The sequence below is a fragment of the Enterobacter sp. UPMP2060 genome (assembly GCF_053709655.1).
Window position 1 is genome coordinate 20,099 of sequence record NZ_JBSKJQ010000004.1, and the last position, 22,181, is coordinate 42,279.

The 22,181-nt window shown below is 53.6% G+C and carries 19 protein-coding genes; 4 read left to right on the forward strand and 15 right to left on the reverse strand.

What is annotated here, in order from left to right; translation table 11 throughout:
• Nucleotide 1: 1 nt before the first annotated feature.
• The 12 genes from fabZ to rpsB form a co-directional block, all read right to left on the reverse strand.
• Entirely contained in the window at nucleotides 2-457 is a 456-nt protein-coding gene (gene fabZ, locus ACWKXN_RS10930) for a 3-hydroxyacyl-ACP dehydratase FabZ (RefSeq protein WP_010426706.1), read from the reverse strand.
• A 102-nt stretch (nucleotides 458-559) separates the two neighbouring features.
• Entirely contained in the window at nucleotides 560-1,585 is a 1,026-nt protein-coding gene (gene lpxD, locus ACWKXN_RS10935; protein WP_032644136.1) for a UDP-3-O-(3-hydroxymyristoyl)glucosamine N-acyltransferase, read from the reverse strand.
• A 3-nt stretch (nucleotides 1,586-1,588) separates the two neighbouring features.
• A complete protein-coding gene (skp, locus tag ACWKXN_RS10940; protein ID WP_032644135.1) occupies nucleotides 1,589-2,083 on the reverse strand; it encodes a molecular chaperone Skp in 495 nt (164 codons plus the stop codon).
• A gap of 122 nt (nucleotides 2,084-2,205) precedes the next feature.
• Nucleotides 2,206-4,623 carry an outer membrane protein assembly factor BamA gene (gene bamA / locus ACWKXN_RS10945; RefSeq protein WP_033144673.1) on the reverse strand — a complete coding sequence of 806 codons (2,418 nt, stop codon included), beginning with the start codon at nucleotides 4,621-4,623 and terminating at the stop codon, nucleotides 2,206-2,208.
• Between the two features lie 29 nt (nucleotides 4,624-4,652).
• Nucleotides 4,653-6,005 (reverse strand): sigma E protease regulator RseP, encoded by a 1,353-nt coding sequence (gene rseP, locus ACWKXN_RS10950; protein ID WP_023310458.1) that lies wholly within the window; start codon nucleotides 6,003-6,005, stop codon nucleotides 4,653-4,655.
• A gap of 11 nt (nucleotides 6,006-6,016) precedes the next feature.
• A complete protein-coding gene (gene cdsA / locus ACWKXN_RS10955; protein WP_023310457.1) occupies nucleotides 6,017-6,874 on the reverse strand; it encodes a phosphatidate cytidylyltransferase in 858 nt (285 codons plus the stop codon).
• A 12-nt stretch (nucleotides 6,875-6,886) separates the two neighbouring features.
• A complete protein-coding gene (gene ispU, locus ACWKXN_RS10960) occupies nucleotides 6,887-7,645 on the reverse strand; it encodes a (2E,6E)-farnesyl-diphosphate-specific ditrans,polycis-undecaprenyl-diphosphate synthase (protein ID WP_024907522.1) in 759 nt (252 codons plus the stop codon).
• 186 nt (nucleotides 7,646-7,831) lie between these two features.
• The gene (gene ispC, locus ACWKXN_RS10965; protein WP_454543782.1) at nucleotides 7,832-9,031 is read right to left on the reverse strand and encodes a 1-deoxy-D-xylulose-5-phosphate reductoisomerase; all 1,200 of its coding nucleotides are present in this window, start codon (nucleotides 9,029-9,031) and stop codon (nucleotides 7,832-7,834) included.
• A 95-nt stretch (nucleotides 9,032-9,126) separates the two neighbouring features.
• Nucleotides 9,127-9,684, reverse strand: a complete 558-nt coding sequence (gene frr, locus ACWKXN_RS10970; RefSeq protein WP_003856180.1) for a ribosome recycling factor — start codon at nucleotides 9,682-9,684, stop codon at nucleotides 9,127-9,129.
• A gap of 167 nt (nucleotides 9,685-9,851) precedes the next feature.
• Nucleotides 9,852-10,577 carry a UMP kinase gene (gene pyrH / locus ACWKXN_RS10975; protein WP_008501910.1) on the reverse strand — a complete coding sequence of 242 codons (726 nt, stop codon included), beginning with the start codon at nucleotides 10,575-10,577 and terminating at the stop codon, nucleotides 9,852-9,854.
• 150 nt (nucleotides 10,578-10,727) lie between these two features.
• The gene (gene tsf / locus ACWKXN_RS10980) at nucleotides 10,728-11,579 is read right to left on the reverse strand and encodes a translation elongation factor Ts (protein WP_014882627.1); all 852 of its coding nucleotides are present in this window, start codon (nucleotides 11,577-11,579) and stop codon (nucleotides 10,728-10,730) included.
• 117 nt (nucleotides 11,580-11,696) lie between these two features.
• Nucleotides 11,697-12,422, reverse strand: a complete 726-nt coding sequence (gene rpsB / locus ACWKXN_RS10985; RefSeq protein WP_003856207.1) for a 30S ribosomal protein S2 — start codon at nucleotides 12,420-12,422, stop codon at nucleotides 11,697-11,699.
• Nucleotides 12,423-12,743: 321 nt separating this feature from the next.
• On the opposite strand from rpsB, the gene map reads away from it, so the two are divergent.
• The 4 genes from map (at nucleotide 12,744) to ACWKXN_RS11005 (ending at nucleotide 17,631) form a co-directional block, all read left to right on the forward strand.
• Nucleotides 12,744-13,538, forward strand: a complete 795-nt coding sequence (gene map, locus ACWKXN_RS10990; RefSeq protein ID WP_047060083.1) for a type I methionyl aminopeptidase — start codon at nucleotides 12,744-12,746, stop codon at nucleotides 13,536-13,538.
• A gap of 63 nt (nucleotides 13,539-13,601) precedes the next feature.
• The gene (gene glnD / locus ACWKXN_RS10995) at nucleotides 13,602-16,277 is read left to right on the forward strand and encodes a bifunctional uridylyltransferase/uridylyl-removing protein GlnD (RefSeq protein ID WP_029741204.1); all 2,676 of its coding nucleotides are present in this window, start codon (nucleotides 13,602-13,604) and stop codon (nucleotides 16,275-16,277) included.
• 32 nt (nucleotides 16,278-16,309) lie between these two features.
• Nucleotides 16,310-17,134: a 2,3,4,5-tetrahydropyridine-2,6-dicarboxylate N-succinyltransferase gene (gene dapD / locus ACWKXN_RS11000; protein ID WP_008501915.1), complete on the forward strand. Its 825-nt coding sequence runs from the start codon at nucleotides 16,310-16,312 to the stop codon at nucleotides 17,132-17,134.
• A 110-nt stretch (nucleotides 17,135-17,244) separates the two neighbouring features.
• On the forward strand, nucleotides 17,245-17,631 hold the full coding sequence (locus ACWKXN_RS11005; protein ID WP_014168696.1) for a DUF3461 family protein: 387 nt from the start codon (nucleotides 17,245-17,247) through the stop codon (nucleotides 17,629-17,631).
• Nucleotides 17,632-17,725: 94 nt separating this feature from the next.
• Here the strand turns inward: ACWKXN_RS11005 and cdaR are convergent, their stop codons facing one another.
• The 3 genes from cdaR to dgt all read right to left on the reverse strand — a co-directional run bounded on the left by cdaR (nucleotide 17,726) and on the right by dgt (nucleotide 22,112).
• Complete coding sequence (gene cdaR / locus ACWKXN_RS11010) at nucleotides 17,726-18,883, reverse strand: DNA-binding transcriptional regulator CdaR (protein ID WP_023310452.1); 1,158 nt, start codon at nucleotides 18,881-18,883, stop codon at nucleotides 17,726-17,728.
• 146 nt (nucleotides 18,884-19,029) lie between these two features.
• A complete protein-coding gene (degP, locus tag ACWKXN_RS11015; protein ID WP_024907518.1) occupies nucleotides 19,030-20,466 on the reverse strand; it encodes a serine endoprotease DegP in 1,437 nt (478 codons plus the stop codon).
• 131 nt (nucleotides 20,467-20,597) lie between these two features.
• Nucleotides 20,598-22,112 (reverse strand): dGTPase, encoded by a 1,515-nt coding sequence (dgt, locus tag ACWKXN_RS11020; protein WP_454543783.1) that lies wholly within the window; start codon nucleotides 22,110-22,112, stop codon nucleotides 20,598-20,600.
• Nucleotides 22,113-22,181: the final 69 nt, after the last annotated feature.

The window sequence follows — 22,181 nt, forward strand, 5'->3', positions numbered from 1 at the left end:
ATCAGGACTCCCGGCTACGAGCACACATCATCGTCGCTTCGCAAACAACTTTGCCGTCAACCAGCGCTACGCCTTTGAAGCGAGTCAGGCCACGACGCGTTTTTTCAAAAGTGACTTCCATGATCATCTGATCACCAGGCACGACAGGGCGCTTAAAGCGCGCTTCATCAATACCCGCGAAGTAATACAGCTCACCTGGCTCCAGTTTGCCAACGCTTTTAAACGCCAGAATACCGGTAGCCTGAGCCATCGCTTCCAGAATCAACACACCCGGGAAGATAGGCTTACCAGGGAAGTGTCCCTGGAAAAACGGCTCGTTCACGGAAACATTTTTCACTGCGCGCAGAAAACGACCTTCTTCAAAATCCAGCACACGGTCTACCAGCAGAAACGGGTAGCGGTGCGGCAGAAGTTCTAAAATCTCTTCAATATGCAGAGTATGAGTGTCAGTAGTCAAAATACTCTTCCTGTCAAAATGTACTGATAACAATAATAACACGGCCTGCCGGTTTATTAGAAAGCCGACAGGCCGGGAAAAATAGCGTTCAACGGATGACGCTTAATCTTGTTGATCGATCTTACGCTCAAGAGACTTGAGGCGCTTGCTCATATCATCAATGTTCATCACCAGAGCTGCTGTTTTACGCCATACCTTGTTGGGTTGTAGCGGAATACCTGAGGAATAGACGCCAGGTTCAGTGATAGGACGCATTACCATGCCCATTCCCGTCACAGTCACCTTGTCGCATATTTCCATATGGCCATTAATCACGCTCGCGCCGCCAATCATGCAATAACGGCCAATTTTCAGGCTGCCTGCCATGATGACGCCACCCGCAACCGCGGTATTGTCGCCAATCACAACGTTATGCGCAATCTGGCACTGGTTATCGATGATAACACCATTGCCAATGATCGTGTCGTCAAGCGCGCCACGGTCAATGGTGGTACAGGCGCCGATCTCTACGCGATCGCCAATAATAACGCGACCAAGCTGCGGGATCTTAACCCAGTTACCACGATCGTTAGCGTAACCAAAGCCATCAGAACCAATAACGGTGCTGGACTGGACGAGGCAATTTTCGCCAATTTCAACATCATGATAAACGGACACATTGGCCCATAAACGGGTTCCGGCGCCGATTTTCGTATTTTTCCCAACGAAGCAGCCCGGGCCAATGACGACGTTATCGCCCAGCACAACGCCGGATTCGATAACTGCATTCGCGCCAACGGCGACGTTGTTACCAAGCCTGGCCGTCGCATCAATCGCTGCACTGGCCGCAATGTTCTGGGCCGGCTGCGGCGTGGTATCAAGAATTTGAGCCATGCGTGCATACGTCAGGTAGGGGTTTTTCACTACCAGCGCGCTTACAGTGGCAAATGGAAGATCGTCCTGCGTCAGTACAACAGCTGACGCCTGGCATTGAGCCAGTTGCTCACGGTACTTAGGGCTTACCATGAAGGTAATCGTGCCAGCTTTAGCAGATTGCATGGACGCAACAGCGGTGATGACGATATCGCCATCACCGTGTAATTCTGCATCCAACTGCTGAGCTAAATCAGCCAGTCGAATTGAAGGCATTACTTATTTAACCTGTTTCAGAACATCAGCAGTGATGTCTTTAACATCTTTGCTGTTATAAGCAACGGCGTTCGCATCTACAACCAGATCGATACTCTGATCGGCAGCCACTGCTTTAACAGCAGTCTGAATGCGAGTTACCAGCTTGCCGCGTTCTTCGTTAGAACGACGCTGACGATCCTGCTCGAAAGCCTGCGCTTTCTGGGAGAACGTCTGGCGCTGAGCCATTACGTCTTTTTCCAGCTTGCTACGGTCGCTTGCTTTCATGGTAGAACCATCACGCTGCAGACGCTGCATTTTGGACTGAAGATCGTTTTCCATACCCTGCAGTTCGCTTGCACGGCCTTTGAATTCGTTTTCCAGAGTCGCAGAAACACCCGTTTTCTGTGCAACCTGCTGGAACAAATTACCCATGTTGACGATTGCAATTTTGTCTGCTGCCTGAGCAGAAGTTGCCATCGCTAAACCGAGACCTGCAGCTAATAACCACTTTTTCACAATTAACTCCTTACCATCCCATTGGCACCAGAAGGTACCGTTCTTTGCGTGGCAAGGCGACCGTGTAACCGATCGCCAGTTGTCAGCGCTACACTGCCAACGCATTCCTTTGCAGCGGATTATTACCAGGTTTTACCAATGTTAAACTGGAATTGCTCCGCTTTGTCTCCATCATATTTCTTAAACGGCTGGGCGTAGGAGAAGACCAACGGCCCCAGCGGTGACATCCATTGTAATGCGATACCGGCAGACATGCGAATATTGCTCGGATCGCTGTAGTCAGGAATGCCTTCTGCGCGCATCTGGGCAGTATTCTGCCAGTTGGTATCCCACACGGTACCGGCATCCCAGAAGAAGGACGTACGGACCGAGTTCGCATATTTATCACTGATAAACGGCGTTGGCGTGATGAACTCCAGGCTGGCAACGGCCATGGCGTTACCGCCCACCGCGTCATTGGAGCTACAGACTTCTGACGAGGAAGACTTATCACAGTTATCTTTGTCGTTTCCGCCGTAGTAAACCGCTTTCGGACCAATGTTGTTGGACTGGAAACCACGAACGGTGCTGGAGCCACCCGCATAGAAGTTTTCATAGAACGGCAGTTCTTTGCTACCCAGACCATCGCCATAGCCCCAACGGGTACGACCCAGAACCACCCACTTATGATCGTCATCGATCGGGAAGTAGGACGCGGTATCCAGCGTGACCTTATAGAACTCGTTATCGGAACCCGGCACGGTAACTTTACCGTTCAGGTTGACGCGAGAACCTTCCGTTGGGAAGTAACCACGGTCGAGACGGTTATAGGTCCAGCCGTAGTTAAAGGTGAAGTCATCCGCCGCGAAGCCATTGTCATTACCATTTTTACTGGTTGACTGGCCGATAGAGTCCAGATAACGCCACATCGCCACCTGCGGTTGCATGTTGGACAGGTCGTTATGCACGTAACCCAAGCCTGCACGCAGGGTGTTGTATTCGTTAACCGGGAAGCCAAGCGTACCGTCTACACCGTAACTCTTGTTGGTGTATGAAGACAGGTCCGCGTCATCTGCTTTAAAGTCGTTATAGAAGATACGACCGCCCAGGCTCACACCGTCTACGGTGAAGTATGGGTTAGTCACAGAGAACTCAGAGTAGGTCTGGTAGTCGTTTTTGGTGCCGTTAATACCGACAGAGTAACCCGTACCCAGCCAGTTATCCTGCTGTACGCCGACCTGGAAGCTGACGCCGCTTTCAGTACCGTAACCCACACCGAAGTTGAAGCTACCGGTGTTGCGCTCTTTCACTTTATAAACGACATCAACCTGATCCGGGCTGCCCGGTACGCGCTGGGTATCGGTATCCACCGTTTCAAAATAGCCCAGACGGTTAAGACGCTCTTTACCCTGATCAACGAGGTCGCTTCCCAACCATGCGCCTTCCATCTGACGCATTTCGCGACGCAGAACGGAATCTTTGGAGGTGTCGTTACCGACGAAGCGGATCTTACGCACGTAGAAACGGTTGCCCGCATCAACATTCACGTGCAGCTTAACGGTTTTATCCGCGTCATTGATTTCCGGCTGAGTCTGTACGCGCGGATAGGCATAACCGTAGCGGCCGAGCAGCTTCTTAATGCTGTCTTCCATTTTGGTTACCTTGGAACCGCTATACAGATCGCCCGGCTGAATTTTGGTCAGCGATTCGATTTCAGCAGAATGCCCCGCCAGGTTACCACTCACTTCAACACCAGAAAGCTTGTACTGCTCGCCTTCAGTGATGTTAACCGTAATGTAGATACCTTTCTTGTCCGGAGTCAGACTGACCTGAGTCGAGTCGATGTTGAAACGCGCATAGCCACGATCGAGATAGTAGCTGCGCAGGGTTTCGAGGTCGCCCGCCAGTTTCTGTTTCTGGTATTTGCGATCGCCCACCACGTTCCACCATGGCACTTCATCGCGCAGCTGGAAGGTGGAGATCAGTTCGTCGGTGCTGAACGCGTGGTTGCCGACAATGTTGATCTGCTGGATCTTCGCAGAAACACCTTCCTGGAAGACCAGCTTCAGGTCAACACGGTTACGTGGCAGCGGAGTGACAACCGCTTTCACGCTGGCGCTGTATTTACCGACGCTGTAGTAGAAGTCTTCCAGACCTTTTTCAATGTCTGAAAGGGTTGTGCGGTCCAGGGACTCACCCACACGAACACCAGATGCTTCAAGGTTCTGCTTGAGCATGTCATCTTTCACCGACTTGTTACCGGAGAAAGTGATACTGGCGATCGTCGGACGTTCTTTTACCTGTACCAGCAGCGTATCACCATCGCGCAGGACGCGGACGTCCTCAAAGTTGCCGGTGGCAAACAGAGCACGGATGGTGTTACTGATATCATCATCATTAACCGTATCGCCGGGGCGTACAGGCATACTGAGGAGGGCCGCACCAACGGCGACACGCTGGAGGCCTTCGAAATGAATGTCTTTCACTACGAACCCGTCAGCACCGTATACGGTGGCGCTGCTAAACAGCAGCGACGCTATGAGCAACTTTTTCATCGCCATCGTTATTATGCGTTCTTCCTAACACTCTCTTACAACCGAGAGAAATCATTGAAAAGTGCAAGCCCCATTAACAGCACCAGCAAAATCGAGCCAATGCGATAACTAAAGTCTTGAACTCGCTCGGATACCGGTCCGCCTTTTAGCTTTTCAATCGCCAAAAACAGCAGATGACCCCCGTCTAAAACGGGAAGCGGGAATAGGTTGATTATCCCAAGGTTCACGCTAATGAGCGCGAGGAACATGAGATAGTAAATCACCCCGAATTCCGCTGACATCCCAGCCCCCTGAGCAATCGAAATTGGCCCACTGAGGTTGTTCAGTTTCACATCACCGGTTATCAATTTCCCCAACATGTTGACCGTCAGCTTCATCAGTTGCCATGTTTTATCCGTGGCTTCAAGGATGGCGCTGAACGGCCCATACTGGCGTATTGTCTTGTACTCATCTGGCAGCGGGATCACTTTTGGCACAACGCCTGCAAACCCTTCTGCCTTTTTGCCGACCGACTTCGTATCCGGGATCAGCGTCAGCGAAAGCGGACTGCCCTGCCTTTCAACTTCCAGCGCGAGAGACGTTCCCGGATTATCGCGCACCAGAGTAACAAAGGTCATCCACTCTGTTAATGGTTGACCATCGACTTTAACGATCCTGTCGCCCGCTTGCAAACCCGCTTTGCTCGCCGCCGAATTTGCCTGTACTTCGGCTAATACCGGCTCGATCTGCGCGCCGCGTGGACGAATGCCCAGCGCAGCGACGGGATCCTCTTTGTCTGGCTCGAAACGCCAGTGACGTAAATCGAGTACTTTGTCCTGACGCGTATCTGAACCAAACGGCGATACGCTGATGGTGGTCTGCGGATCGCCAATTTTGGCTACCAGCTGCAGTCGCACGGCATCCCAATCAGGGGTTTCGATGCCATCAATCGCTTTAAGTTCCATCCCGGATGTAATTTGCGCACTCGCCGCGATGGAATTGGGGGCAATTTCACCCACCACCGGACGTACGCCAGGGACGCCGATGATAAACACCAGCCAGTAAGCGAAAATCGCAAAGATGAAGTTGGCTACCGGTCCGGCAGCAATGATGGCGGCGCGTTGTCCAACGGTTTTATTGTTGAATGCGCTGTGTCGCAGCTCAGGAGCGACAGGCTCGACGCGTTCGTCGAGCATTTTGACGTAGCCGCCCAGCGGGATAAGGGCGATGACAAATTCCGTGCCGTGGCGGTCGGTGCGCGTCCAGAGTGATTTACCAAAACCGATGGAAAATCGCTCTACGCGCACGCCACAGCGGCGAGCAACCCAGAAATGGCCAAATTCATGCACGGTAATCAGTACACCCAGTGCAACAATGAACGCCGCCAGATTCCAGAGAATGCTCAGCATAAAACCTTCCGTTAAATCGTCCCGAATACCAGTAAAAGCAAACACGCAAACACTGGAACAGCCGCTGTCAGGCTATCAATGCGATCCAGTATACCGCCATGCCCTGGAATCAGGTGTCCGCTGTCCTTAATCCCTGCTTCACGCTTAAACATACTTTCGGTTAAATCACCGAGCACGGAGGCAAGCGCAGCAAAAATCGAGCACACCAGCAGTATTGACGGTGCCACTTCAAGATTCGCCCAGACGCCGTAGCCCCAGGAGATGATCGCTGCCGTAAACAGGCCGCCGATGAATCCTTGCCAGGTTTTGCCCGGAGAAACCTTCGGTGCCAGCTTATGTTTGCCAAACAGTTTACCAAACATATAGGCCCCGGAGTCAGCCCCCCAGACCAGAATCATCACATAAAGCAGCCAGATCGCACCGCTGTAGTGGTTTTCGTCGTAGTGCCAGGCTCGCAGCGCAACCATACCCCAGAAAAAAGGAATAATTGTGAGCAAGCCAAAAATCAGTCGCAGCACTTTTGAATTACGCCACAATGCCGCGGAACCCGGATAAAAAAGAACCAGCAACAGCGCGGCAACCCACCAGGCCAGCGATATCCATAAAGAACCGGCAACCAGGGGCTGATGAATATCATGGTGATATTCAGGCAACGTAAACAGCATTATGGCCAGGATAAAGCCACAAAGTACCGCAAGCCATACTCGCTGAGTGCGCGAGGTAAAGCCGCTAAACTGTCCCCATTCCCACGCGGCGAGCATGCACACCACCAGCGTGACAATAGCGAATCCCACCGGGGGCAGTAAAAACAGCGCCGCAATGACAATGGGTATTAATACAAAAGCGGAAATCAGGCGATACTTCAGCAAAAGCTACCCCCATCAGGCTTTGTCGCCACCAGGCTCGGTGCCGCCGAAACGACGCTCTCGATTGGCAAAGGCATGAAGCGCACCTTCAAAGTCTTGTTCATCAAAATCGGGCCAAAGAACATCCGTAAAGTAAAGTTCGGCATAGGCAATTTGCCATATCAAAAAGTTACTTATGCGATGTTCCCCCCCTGTCCTAATTACCAAATCCACAGGTGCCTGTTCATTCATGCAGATTTGCTTGCTCAGCGCCTCTTCATCAATTTGGTCGGGTCTCAACAGCCCTTCCTGAACCTGTTCGGCCAGATGCCGAACGCCCTGGATAATATCCCAGCGTCCGCCGTAATTCGCCGCAATATTCAGCGTCAAACCGGTATTATTTTCCGTCAGCGCTTCAGCTTTGCGGATCCGTTCCTGCAAACGTGAGTTAAAACGACTGGTATCGCCAATGATACGCAGGCGGACGTTGTGGCGGTGCAGGCTTTTTACTTCGCTGTCTAGCGCCCACACAAACAATTCCATCAACGCAGTCACTTCCTGCAGAGGTCGATTCCAGTTTTCACTGCTAAAAGCATAGAGCGTTAACGCATCAATGCCGTTGTTGGCGGCAAAAGAAACGGCGCGGCGAACGGATTTCGCCCCCGCTTTATGCCCAAAGGCTCGTATCTTCCCTTGTCTTTTCGCCCAGCGGCCATTGCCATCCATAATGATTGCTACATGACGGCAGCCATGAGCTGGCAAATTTTCGCTTATTGGTTGATTCGCAGACAACATAACGCGTTTTTTGTCCCTGAAAAGGATTTAACGGTACTCAGGAATACTGAAGCCTATACATAAAAAAGCCGTGTCAAACCACGGCTCACCTGACCACATTAAGTCAAATACCTGCGATCAGGTGGCGCAGACTATATCACTGAAGCCCAACGCTAACAAATAGCACGACGACTAGTGCTTGCTTTATCACCAGCTTGCGAGACGTGTCACCTGTTGGCGCGCAATATTACGCGCAGCTGCATCCACCGCCAGCACCTCTTCCACGCTTTGTGGTTCGCGCAAATCCATCATGTCCAGTACCGATAAATTTAACGATGCGATATCGGTAAAAAGAATTTGCTGATTCAGAAATGCCTCAACGGTAATTTCATTGGCTGCATTAAGTGCTGTCGTCGCCGCCTGCCCCTGGTCAAAGGCATTCATCGCAAGCTTCAGACAAGGATAGCGGTCGTAGTCTGGTTCACTGAACGTCAGGGAACTTAGCTTGCAGAAATCAAGCGGCTTCACGCCGGATTTCACTCGATTTGGCCACGCCATTGAATGGGCAATCGGCGTACGCATGTCCGGCTCGCCCAGCTGTGCCAGCACGCTGCCATCCTGATAACGCACCATCGAGTGAATCACGGATTGCGGGTGAATCAGTACTTCCATCTGTTTCGCTGACGCATTAAACAGCCAGCGTGCTTCAATGTATTCCAGACCTTTGTTCATCATGGTGGCAGAATCAACGGAGATTTTACGCCCCATCGACCAGTTCGGATGACGGCACGCCTGATCCGGTGTCATCGCACGCAGTTCAGACAGTGGCGTTTCACGGAACGGGCCACCAGACCCGGTAAGCAGAATAGACACCACGCCATTCTGCTCCAGGTCAGCGTACCCCAGGTTCTGTTGAAAAGGTTGCGGTAAACTCTGAAAAATCGCGTTGTGTTCGCTGTCGACCGGCAGAAGACGCGCGCCGCGCTGCTTCACCGCATCCATAAACAGGCGTCCGCAGGTGACCAGCGACTCTTTATTGGCCAGCAAAACATCCTTACCGGCATCAATCGCAGCAAGCGTCGGCAGCAGCCCTGCCGCGCCGACAATGGCCGCCATGACCTGATCCACCTCATCCAGCGCCGCCATCTCGCAGGCCGCCTGCTGGCCGCTCAGCACCTCGGTTCGACTGCCCTTTTCACGCAGCTGTGCTTTCAGCAGACGCGCGCTCTCTTCGTCATCCATCACCGCATAGCGGGGCGCAAACTCCAGGCACTGCTCGACCATTCGCTGCACATTCTTACCGGCCACCAGCGCTGTCACGGTGTAAAGTTCAGGATTATGGCGAACGACGTCGAGAGTGCTGCAACCGATAGAGCCGGTTGAGCCGAGGAGTGTTAAATGCTTCATGAGATGCCCGAAAAAAGTTAGACCAGATAAAAGCAAAACGCCGCCAGCAAGACCCGAAGTCCTTCTGAACGGCGTTTATCAGTGTACGACAGAAATCAGAACTGCATCAGTTCCGCTTCTTTTTCTGCCAGCGCCGCATCAATTTTCTTGATGGCCGCGTCGGTCATTTTCTGAATGTCGTCCTGAGAACGACGATCGTCATCTTCGCTGATCTCTTTTTCTTTCAGCAGTGCTTTCACCTTATCGTTCGCGTCGCGACGGACGTTACGCACGGATACACGACCCTGCTCAGCTTCGCCACGAACCACTTTGATAAGATCTTTACGACGTTCTTCCGTCAGCGGAGGCAGTGGAACGCGGATGTCTGCGCCCGCAGAGCTTGGGTTCAGTCCGAGGTCAGAGGCCATAATCGCTTTCTCAACGGCCGGGCTCATAGAGCGGTCGAAGACGTTGATTTTCAGCGTACGGGTATCTTCAACCGTCACGCTCGCCAGCTGGCGCAGAGGGGTTGGCGTACCGTAATATTCTACGATGATGCCATCCAGCAGGCTTGGGGAAGCACGGCCAGTACGGATTTTGCTGATTTGGTTTTTGAACGCTTCTACGCATTTGTCCATGCGTACTTCAGCATCTTTTCTGATGTCGTTAATCACGTTACGAATCCTTGAAAACTTGTCTCAGGCAGACTATCCGCCAGCACAGCGCTACAGGTGTGCTAAGTATAGTCGCGTTTAATTCATGACAACGCCAAAGGCGCGCCCGGGTAAGATACCACTACAAAATAAAGCGGAATCTTACCTGTATTTATCGTCAACGGAAATTATTCCGTGATCAAAGTGCCTTCTTTTTCGCCCATGACCACGCGACGCAGTGCGCCAGGCTTGTTCATGTTGAAGACACGGATCGGCAGTTTGTGGTCGCGAGCCAGCGTGAAGGCGGCAAGATCCATCACTTTCAGCTCTTTATCCAGCACTTCGCTGTAGCTCAGCTGATCGTACATGGTGGCAGAAGGATCTTTTGCCGGGTCGGCAGTAAACACGCCGTCTACTTTGGTCGCTTTCAGTACCACATCGGCTTCGATCTCGATACCGCGCAGGCAGGCAGCGGAATCGGTTGTAAAGAACGGGTTACCCGTACCGGCGGAGAGGATCACCACGCGGTTATTGCGCAGCAGGCTGATGGCTTCTGCCCAGCTGTAATTATCGCAAACGCCATTCAGGGGAATCGCGGACATCAGGCGGGCATTCACATAGGCGCGATGCAGTGCATCACGCATTGCCAGGCCATTCATGACGGTTGCCAGCATACCCATGTGGTCGCCCACAACGCGGTTCATCCCCGCTTTCGCCAGACCAGCACCACGGAAAAGGTTGCCACCGCCAATGACCACGCCAACCTGGATACCCAGTTCGACCAGTTCTTTGATTTCCTGTGCCATGCGATCAAGGATGCTTGCGTCAATACCGAAGCCTTCCGATCCCTGCAGCGCTTCGCCACTCAGCTTAAGCAGAATGCGTTTGTACACGGGTTTTGCATTGGTAGCCATGTTTCTTTCCTGAGACTGTCAACGATTAAGATGGGGGTTAATTCTGGCGACATGATATGCCGCAAATCAGCACAGCGATACTGGAGCCTGTCTGATTTCCTGTGACGGGTGACAAAAAGAAGCCGCCCTCAGGCGGCTCCTTTTCAATCATTAAGACTGCTTGGACATTGCAGCAACTTCTGCTGCGAAGTCAGTCTCAACTTTCTCGATGCCTTCGCCCACTTCGAAGCGGATGAAGCCAGTTACGTCAGCGTTGTGCTCTTTCAGCAGCTGCGCAACAGACTTGCTTGGGTCCATTACGAATGGCTGGCCAGTCAGAGAAACTTCGCCGGTGAATTTCTTCATGCGGCCTTCAACCATTTTCTCTGCGATTTCTTTTGGCTTACCAGACTGCATCGCGATGTCCAGCTGAACCTGGTACTCTTTCTCTACCACTTCAGCAGACACGTCTTCTGGCTTAACGAATTCTGGTTTGCTTGCAGCGATGTGCATTGCCAGCTGTTTAACCAGCTCTTCGTCAGCGCCTTTAGCCGCAACCAGAACACCGATACGTGCACCGTGCTGGTAAGAGCCCAGAACGTCGCCTTCCAGAGAAGATACGCGACGGATGTTGATGTTCTCACCGATTTTAGCAACCAGCGCAACACGTTCTTCTTCGAACTGTGCTTTCAGAACTTCAACGTCAGTGATTTTACCCGCAACAGCTGCGTCCAGAACTTTGTTAGCAAATGCCTGGAAACCACCATCTTTAGCAACGAAGTCAGTCTGGCAGTTAACTTCCAGAATGATGCCGTAGTTGCCGTCGATCTTAGTGATGATCACGCCGTCAGCAGCAACGTTGCCTGCTTTTTTAGCTGCTTTGATCGCACCGGATTTACGCATGTTTTCGATTGCCAGCTCGATGTCGCCGTTCGCTTCAGTCAGCGCTTTTTTGCAATCCATCATGCCTGCGCCAGTACGCTCGCGCAGCTCTTTTACCAGGGATGCGGTAATTTCAGCCATTCTTAAATCCTCGGGAGATGTGAACTGCCCGGCCGGGGGCCAAACAGTGTAAATTGAAAAAAGGGGCCGGTAATGGGCCCCTATTCATACACGGTACTAATAAGGGGTAAAACCTTATTATTCAGCTTCTACGAAGCTTTCTTCCGCCTGAGAAGCCAGATCCTGGGAACGGCCTTCACGAACGGTAGCAGCTACAGCGCTCAGGTACAGGCTAACAGCACGGATTGCGTCGTCGTTACCCGGGATAACGAAGTCAACACCGTCCGGATCGGAGTTGGTATCAACGATAGCGAATACCGGGATACCCAGGTTGTTAGCTTCTTTGATTGCGATGTGCTCGTGGTCTGCATCGATTACGAACAGCGCGTCTGGCAGGCCGCCCATATCTTTGATACCGCCCAGGCTGTTTTCCAGCTTGTCCAGTTCACGAGTGCGCATCAGCGCTTCTTTCTTAGTCAGCTTGTCGAAAGTACCGTCCTGAGACTGGGTTTCCAGATCTTTCAGGCGTTTGATGGACTGACGAACAGTTTTCCAGTTGGTCAGCATGCCGCCCAACCAGCGATGGTTCACGAAGAACTGGTCGCAGCTGTTAGCAGCATCTTTCACAGCTTCGCTTGCAGCGCGCTTAGTACCAACGAACAGAATCTTACCTTTACGGGAAGAGATCTTGTTCAGCTCAGCCAGGGCTTCGTTGAACATTGGTACAGTTTTCTCAAGGTTGATGATGTGAACTTTGTTACGTGCGCCGAAGATGAAAGGCTTCATTTTCGGGTTCCAGTAACGGGTCTGGTGACCAAAGTGAACACCAGCCTTGAGCATGTCGCGCATGGAAACAGTTGCCATGTTTAAAACCTCTATATTGAAAGTTGGGGTTATGCCTCCACGTATCCCATATTACCGACCCCGAAGGGCACCCCGGAATATGTGCCGATACGTGTGTGTTGTTACACAAAGTGAGATTTGTCGCTTCCGTCCAGCCTGTGTATCTGAGATGGATCGGAAGTCCGGCGCGCTTTATACCACAAAACACGACCAGAAACCAACAGTTGTTGGCGGAGTGTGCTGTTAATGATTCTCAATTTGGCACGGAGCGTGCCTGACTGATACCATTGACGACACTTAGACTAGTATTGTCGAAAAAATCGACACCGATGGACAGATTACATGGCTATCTCTATTAAGACACCTGAAGAAATTGAAAAGATGCGCGTCGCCGGTCGTCTGGCCGCGGAAGTGCTGGAAATGATCGAGCCGTTCGTGAAGCCGGGCGTCAGCACCGGTGAACTGGACCGTATCTGTAACGACTATATCGTGAACGAGCAGCACGCGGTTTCCGCCTGCCTCGGCTACCACGGTTTCCCGAAATCCGTCTGCATCTCCATTAATGAAGTGGTGTGTCACGGCATCCCGGACGATGAAAAACTGCTGAAAGATGGCGACATCGTCAACATCGACGTAACCGTCATTAAAGACGAGTACCACGGTGACACCTCAAAAATGTTCATTGTTGGCAAGCCGACTATTCTTGGCGAGCGTCTGTGCAAAGTGACGCAAGAGAGCCTCTACCTGGCGCTGAAAATGGTTAAACCGGGTATTCGCCTGCGTACCCTCGGTGCGGCAATCCAGAAGTTTGTGGAAGCAGAAGGTTTCTCCGTGGTGCGCGAGTACTGCGGTCACGGCATTGGTCGCGTCTTCCATGAAGAACCGCAGGTCCTGCACTATGATGCAGATGACGGCGGCGTGGTGCTGCAAAAAGGCATGACCTTTACCATTGAGCCGATGGTCAACGCGGGTGACTATCGCATCCGTACCATGAAAGACGGCTGGACGGTGAAAACCAAAGACAGAAGCTTGTCTGCGCAGTACGAGCATACTATTGTGGTAACAGACAACGGCTGCGAAATTATGACGTTGCGCAAGGATGACACCATCCCGGCGATACTGACGCACGATGAATGATAAAAAAGCCGGCAAATGCCGGCTTTTTTAATGGCTATAGCTTTTTCTTATGGGTGGCGCACGATGAGTAATCTTTTACCCGAACAGTATGCTAACACAGCACTTCCCACCCTCCCCGACCAGCCCGATAACCCGGGCGTCTGGCCGTCGCACGAGCTGACCTGCGCGCATATTAAAGCCCATATGGATGTTTTCCATCGCTGGCTGGGCAGCGCGTTTGACGCAGGCGTGTCGGCCGAGCAGCTCATTGAAGCGCGCACCGAATTTATCGACCAGCTGCTGCAGCGCCTGTGGATCGATTACGGGTTTGGGCAAATCAGTGATGTTGCGCTGGTTGCCGTCGGGGGCTATGGCCGCGGTGAGCTGCATCCGCTTTCCGATATCGATCTGCTGATCTTAAGCCGCAAAAAGCTGCCGGACGAACAGGCGCAAAAAATTGGCGAACTGCTGACGCTGCTCTGGGACGTAAAGCTGGAAGTCGGCCACAGCGTGCGCACCCTGGAAGAGTGTCTGCTGGAAGGGTTATCGGACCTGACCGTCGCCACCAACCTGATTGAAACCCGCCTGCTGATTGGTGACGTCGCCCTGTTCCTGGAGCTGCAAAAACACATCTTCAGCGACGGCTTCTGGCCGTCAGAAAAGTTCTTCGCCGCGAAGGTCGAGGAGCAAAACCAGCGCCACCAGCGCTACCACGGCACCAGCTATAATCTTGAACCCGATATTAAAAGCAGCCCCGGCGGCCTGCGCGACATCCACACCCTGCAGTGGGTCGCCCGCCGCCATTTTGGCGCCACCTCGATGGACGAGATGGTCGGCTTCGGCTTTTTAACCGAGGCCGAGCGTAACGAGCTGAACGAGTGCCTGCACCTGCTGTGGCGCATCCGGTTTGCCCTGCATCTGGAAGTCACCCGCTACGATAACCGCCTGCTGTTTGACCGCCAGCTCAGCGTGGCTCAGCGTCTGAATTATCAGGGCGAAGGCAACGAGCCGGTTGAGCACATGATGAAGGATTTCTTCCGCGTCACCCGCCGGGTGACCGAGCTGAACCAGATGCTGTTGCAGCTGTTCGACGAGGCCATTCTGGCCCTGACGGCGGACGAAAAACCGCGCCCGATTGATGACGAATTCCAGCTGCGCGGCACGCTTATCGACCTGCGCGACGAAACGCTGTTCATCCGCGAGCCGGAAGCGATTCTGCGGATGTTCTATACCATGGTGCGCAACAGCACCATCACCGGGATCTACTCCACCACCCTTCGCCATCTGCGCCATGCGCGCCGTCATCTGACGCAGCCGCTGTGCTATATCCCGGAAGCGCGTTCGCTGTTCCTGAGCATGCTCCGCCACCCGGGCGCCGTCAGCCGCGGCCTGCTGCCGATGCACCGCCACAGCGTGCTGTGGGCCTATATGCCGCAGTGGTCGCACATTGTCGGGCAAATGCAGTTCGATCTGTTCCACGCCTACACGGTGGATGAACACACGATCCGCGTGATGCTCAAGCTGGAAAGCTTTGCGAAAGAAGAGACGCGCTCCCGCCACCCGCTGTGCGTGGAGCTGTGGCCGCGCCTGACCCATCCGGAGCTGATCCTGATTGCCGCCCTGTTCCACGACATCGCCAAAGGTCGCGGCGGTGACCATTCGGTGCTGGGCGCGCAGGACGTGCTGAAATTTGCCGAACTGCACGGCCTGAACTCGCGTGAAACGCAGCTGGTGGCCTGGCTGGTGCGCCATCACCTGCTGATGTCGGTCACCGCGCAGCGTCGTGACATTCAGGATCCGGAAGTGATCAAGCAGTTCGCGGAAGAGGTTCAGACGGAAAACCGTCTGCGCTATCTGGTCTGCCTGACGGTGGCCGATATCTGCGCCACCAACGAGACCCTGTGGAACAGCTGGAAGCAGAGCCTGCTGCGCGAGCTGTACTTCGCCACCGAAAAACAGCTGCGTCGCGGGATGCAAAACACCCCGGACATGCGCGAGCGCGTGCGCCATCACCAGCTGCAGGCGCTGGCGCTGCTGCGGATGGATAATATTGATGAAGAGGCACTGCATCAGATTTGGGCCCGCTGCCGCGCCAACTATTTTGTCCGCCATAGCCCAAACCAGCTTGCGTGGCACGCGCGGCATCTGCTCAAGCACGATCTGTCCCAGCCGATGATCCTGCTGAGCCCGCAGGCTACCCGCGGCGGGACGGAGATTTTCATCTGGAGCCCGGACCGACCTTATCTGTTTGCTGCGGTCTGCGCCGAGCTGGACAGGCGTAACCTGAGCGTTCACGACGCGCAGATTTTCACCACCCGCGACGGCATGGCGATGGACACCTTTATCGTGCTTGAGCCGGACGGCAGCCCGCTCTCGTCGGACAGGCATGAAGGGATACGTTTTGGTCTGGAACAGGCGATTACCCAGCGCAGCTGGCAGCCCCCGCAGCCGCGTCGCCAGCCGGCGAAATTGCGCCACTTTACCGTCGATACCGAGGTCAATTTCCTGCCGACCCACACCGACCGTAAATCGTTCCTGGAGCTGATCGCGCTCGACCAGCCAGGGTTGCTTGCCCGCGTCGGCCAGGTTTTTGCCGATCTGGGAATTTCGCTCCACGGGGCCCGAATTACAACGATTGGCGAGCGAGTAGAAGATTTATTTATAATCGCCACCGCTGACCGGCGTGCCCTTAATAATGACCTGCAGCTTGAAGTGCAACAACGGTTGACAGCAGCCCTCAATCCAAACGATAAAGGGTGATATGTTTTTTAGTGAAATGGAAAGAGTAAACAATGCAGCAGTTACAGAACGTTATTGAGTCCGCTTTTGAGCGTCGCGCCGAGATTACCCCGGCAAATGTGGATACCGTGACCCGTGAAGCGGTAAACCAGGTGATTTCCCTTCTGGATTCCGGCGCGCTGCGCGTGGCAGAAAAAATCGACGGTCAGTGGGTCACTCATCAATGGCTGAAGAAAGCCGTGCTGCTCTCTTTCCGTATCAACGATAACCAGGTTATCGACGGAGCAGAAAGCCGCTACTTCGATAAAGTGCCAATGAAATTCGCTGACTACGACGAAGCGCGTTTCCAGAAGGAAGGCTTCCGCGTGGTACCGCCTGCGGCAGTGCGTCAGGGCGCGTTTATCGCACGCAACACCGTGCTGATGCCATCCTACGTGAACATCGGTGCCTACGTTGACGAAGGCACCATGGTTGACACATGGGCGACCGTCGGTTCCTGCGCGCAGATCGGTAAAAACGTTCACCTGTCCGGCGGCGTGGGCATCGGTGGTGTTCTGGAGCCACTGCAGGCTAACCCGACCATCATCGAAGACAACTGCTTCATCGGCGCGCGCTCTGAAGTGGTTGAAGGCGTGATCGTTGAAGAAGGCTCCGTGATCTCCATGGGCGTTTACATCGGTCAGAGCACCCGTATTTATGACCGTGAAACCGGTGAAGTTCACTACGGTCGCGTTCCGGCGGGCTCCGTGGTGGTTTCCGGCAACCTGCCGTCAAAAGATGGCAAATACAGCCTGTACTGTGCGGTTATCGTGAAGAAAGTGGATGCGAAAACGCGCGGTAAAGTGGGCATCAACGAATTGCTGCGCACCATCGATTAATCGGGTATAAAAAAAGCGGGGGCAACCCCGCTTTTTTTATATCTGAGGGTGGCGAAAATAGATTTTTTCGTTAATTATTCAAAGGTTATGTTGAGATCAAGGGTACCGCTATGTACGATAATCTGAAAAGTCTGGGCATTACCAATCCTGATGAAATTGATCGTTACAGCCTCCGTCAGGAAGCCAATAACGATATTCTGAAAATCTATTTTCACAAGGACAAAGGAGAGTTTTTCGCCAAAAGCGTGAAGTTTAAATATCCACGCCAGCGTAAGACCGTTGTGGCTGACGGTGTAGGACAGGGCTACAAAGAAGTACAGGAAATCAGCCCTAACCTGCGCTATGTGATTGATGAACTCGATCAGATCTGCCAGCGCGACCGCACCGAAGTCGATCTCAAGCGTAAGATCCTTGACGATCTGCGTCACCTTGAAAGCGTTGTGACGAATAAGATCAGCGAGATTGAAGCGGATCTTGAGAAATTAACGCGGAAATAAAAGCAAAACGGCAATCCTTGATTGCCGTTTTTAGTGTTTGCGCCCTCTCCCCGTGGGAGAGGGATGGGGTGAGGGTACCAGACCGCATACAGCATCATCTCTGTTCGTCCAGCTGCAGCGCCACATACAGCAGCAGCCTGTCGTCAAAGTTTCCCAGATCCAGCCCCGTCAGCTCTGAAATCCGGTTTAACCGATACTCAAGCGTATTGCGGTGAATAAACAGCGCCTTTGAGGTCGCCAGCGGCTGGACGTTATGGCGGAACCACGCCTGCAGCGTCCGGCGCAGCAGGCCGTTGTTGTCCATGGCTTTCAGACGCGCTAATGGCCGCGCCAGCTCATTGGCCTGCCAGCCCCCGCGCAGGCTGTCGAGCAGCACCGGCAGCATCAGATCCTGATAGAAATAGCTGCGGCTCTCCGGCATCCGCTGCTTGCCCACCATCATGGTGGTGCGCGCGGTACGCCAGGAGCGGGCGATACTGCCCGGCCCGGTAAAGTAGTTGCCCAGCGCAACGCGAAAACGCAGCTGGCCGTTCTCCTCCATCCGGGAGATCAGCTGCTCCACGCGACGACGATGATCGTCGGCATCCCAGCGACCGAACGCATTGAGCGCCGGTTTGAGGACCACCATTTCCGTCAGAGAAACGATCGCCACCAGGTTATCGCGCTCCGGCGTCGCCAGCGCATTTTGCAGCTGCTGCAGCTCGGCCATCGCGCTGTCCACGCCAAGCTGGCCGCTATCGACCTCAATGACCGCCACCACGCGCGGCTGGTTTAAATCGATCCCCAGACGCTGCGCCCATTCGCTGAGCGCAGGCGTATGCTCTTCCGCCTGAATAAGGTTCATTACCAGCTCTTCACGCAGGCGGCTGTCCTGAGCGAGCAGGTGCATCAGGCGCGACTGCTCCAGCATCATCTCTGCCGTCATACAGACCAGCTCACCGTATTTTCGCAGTGACTCGGGCTCGCCGGTGAGGCCGATTACCCCCACAATTTCGCCTTCAAGACGCAGCGGTAAATTGATGCCCTGACGTACGCCGTGCAGGTGTTTCGCTACCGCATCGTCGATATCCACGACCCGCCCCTGAGAAAGCACCAGCAGCGCGCCTTCGTGCAATTCCCCAATACGCTCGCGATCGCCGCTGCCAATAATGCGCCCGCGGGCATCCATTACGTTGATATTGGTATCAATGATGCGCATAGTGCGCGCCACAATATCCTGCGCCATTTTGGTATCAAGATGCCAGCCAGCCATGTAACCCTCCCGTGAGCAGAGCTCAAGCATAGGGAAGTTCAGCGACGGCTGCATTGTGCGAATGCACAAAGAGTGAGGAAGAAGTATGGAGTTGTGGCAAGAATCACAGAAACGAGAAAGCCCCTGCGAACAGGGGCTTCAGAGGATTACTGCATCAGCAGATAAAGAGAGGTATCACCACGCTGGATATTCAGCGCCAGCACGGAAGGCTTGCTGTCGAGAATTTTGCGCAGTTCAGCGATATTTTTCACCGGCTGCTGGTTAGCGCCCATGATCACATCGCCTTTTTTCAGGCCGATACGGGCTGCCGGTGAATTCGCTTTCACGTTGTTCACCACCACGCCTTTGTCTGCGCCTTTATTGCTCATCTCGGCACCTTCAATACCGCTGAAGATGGTGCTGGAATCCACCTGATTCTGGCTGCTCTGCTGCAGCTCCAGGCTCACGTTAACCGGCTTACCGTCGCGCAGCAGGCCGAGGGTCACTTTACTGCCAATCGGCATCGAGCCCACTTCGGCACGCAGGGCGGCAAAGCTGCTGATCGGTTTACCGTTCAGGGAGGTGATCACATCCCCCGCTTTAATGCCCGCTTTCGCCGCAGAAGAATTCGGCATCACCTGGCTGACGAATGCCCCGCGCTGAGCGTCAACTTTCATCGCCTTAGCCAGTTCGGAGTTCAGCTCCGTACCGAGGATACCCAGCTCGCCGCGTTTCACCTGGCCATACTGCACCATCTGCGCGGTCAGGTTTTTCACCATGTTACTCGGGATAGCAAAACCGATGCCGATGTTGCCGCCGTCCGGTGCCAGGATAGCGGTGTTGATACCGATCAGCTCACCGTTCAGGTTCACCAGCGCACCGCCGGAGTTACCGCGGTTGATCGCCGCATCCGTCTGGATGAAGTTTTCATAGTTCTCAGCGTTGAGGCCGCTACGGCCCAGCGCAGAGACGATACCGGATGTCACGGTTTCACCCAGACCGAACGGGTTACCGATCGCCACGGTATAGTCGCCCACGCGCAGCGCATCGGAGTCGGCAATTTTAATCGCCGTCAGGTTTTTCGGATCCTGAATCTGGATCAGCGCGATGTCGGAACGCGGGTCTTTACCCACCACTTTGGCATCGAACTTGCGGCCATCGCTCAGCTGAACCTTAATGCTGTTCGCGTTATCGACAACGTGGTTGTTAGTGACGACGTAGCCTTTCGCCGCATCAATAATTACCCCCGAGCCAAGCGCCATGAATTTCTGCTGCTGGCCGCCGCCCTGGCTGTCATCCCCGGCACCGCCGCCCTGACAGAACGGAGAGCTCTGGAATGGCGAACCGTCCTGGCAGAACGGCGAGTTGTCGCCGAAGAACTGCTGGAAGTTACGCGGCATACGCGGCGTATTGACGGTCGTGCTGCCCTCAACGTTAATACTCACCACCGATGGCATCACTTTTTCGAGCATCGGTGCCAGGCTTGGCATCTGCTGCGCGGTTGCTGCCGACGACGCGGTCTCGGCTGCAGTAGCAGTCAGAGGAGACAGCGCTAAACCTAAACTCAGAGCCAGTGCACTCATTGCTAATGTGGTTTTTTTCATGTTTCTCAATCTCGATTTACAGGTAACGCAAAATTGCTGTGTAACTCAGATTCATTTTATACCGCTTAGTTCCGGCGATAAGTTTATGGAAAAGGTAAAAATTTATTGGCCGTCTTTACAAAACTCCGGAATTATTCCACCGCCATGAGCTTGCGGTATTCATCCCAGGCATACAAATCCGTCATGCCGCTGATATAGTCCTGGATAAGACGGCAGCGATAATAATATTCCATCACCGGCCATTGGGGAGAGTTGCGTTCCAGCTTACCAATCGCTTCGACATACGCCAGACGATGCCGGGTAGAAAGTTTCTGATAAAGCCGCGATTCGATGGGTATTCTGCGCACGCGCTCGTGTTCCACCAGTTCGCTGAATTCATCGACCGACAGCTGAAGCAACGGGGAATAAATTTCCAGTAACCCACTGATTACCCGATAGCCCTGCAGTTCCAGCTGCTCGACATCCAGATGGCTGAATACATGCCGCATCGCCACATGTTTATAAAGCTCAAGGAGTTGACTGAAACTGCTGTCATCTTCCAGCAGCGCGTGGTTGAATTCCCCGCTGAAAATGAGCGGCAAATTATCAATAAAACGCGACGCCGCATACGGCACCAGTTTATTTAATGTATTGACCCGCAAATACATAAAGAACTGGTCTTCCGTACTGCGGCTTAATGTATTTGAGCGCGATTTTTCCCAGGCATTTTCGACAACCTGCGCAAACAGCGAACCTTTTTCATGGGTACCCCAGGACGCATAAAGATGTTGATAAAGCTCCTCGACGCTGAAGATTCTTTTCTCCACGGCATCTTCCAGATCGGCCACGCAATAGGAAATATCATCGGCGGCTTCCATAATCCACGTCAATGGAAAGCGGCCGTTTGGCGTCAATGAAAGTTCTTTACGTAACCGTTCAATATAGACCTCTTCGGAAAGGTAATAGCCCGGTTTTTTCATTAAATAGCTGTGGGACGCGGGCGTATCCCCCATCCACCACGCGGGACGCGTGTATTTCAGAATGCAGCCGACCTGTGCCCAGGTCAGGTTCATGCGCATCAGGGAATGAACCAGCCGGATCCCCTGCGCGTTGCCCTCGAAGTGACACAAATCCTGGCGCACTTTGCGGCGCAGATCGTTCAGCCCCTCTTCACCTTCACGCAGGCGTAAATCGCGTACGATGCAGCGATCATCGCTGAGGGGCTGGCTTACCGCATCCGAAGGATAAAGCCGCTGCTTAAACCAGTCATTGATAGCCGCCTCACCAAAGTGGCCGAAAGGCGGGTTGCCGATGTCATGCATCAGGCAGGCCATCTCAACGATGCTCTCGAAGGGCCCCGTCAGCTCGTCCAGACCATAGGTTTCCAGTAAACGCTGCTCTTTGAGACGGCTCAAAATCTCTTTGGCAATGTAGCGCCCGACCTGCTGCACTTCCATCGAGTGGGTTAAGCGCGTGCGCACCGCGGCGTTACGCTCCAGCGGGAACACCTGAGTTTTTTGCTGCAGACGGCGGATGGCAGGCGAGTTAACGATCCGCCCGCGATCGCTTTCGAAGATACGCAGGATCTCATGTTCGCTCTTGTCGCCCTGCGGCGAACGGAAACGTCGGTGCCAGTTTATTTTGGTGCGAAAATCGATTGGTGACATGTGCTCCCCCGCGTGAGAATGCGTTTCCCCTTAACCGCATGATAGACTATGCATCTTAACAAGGCACAT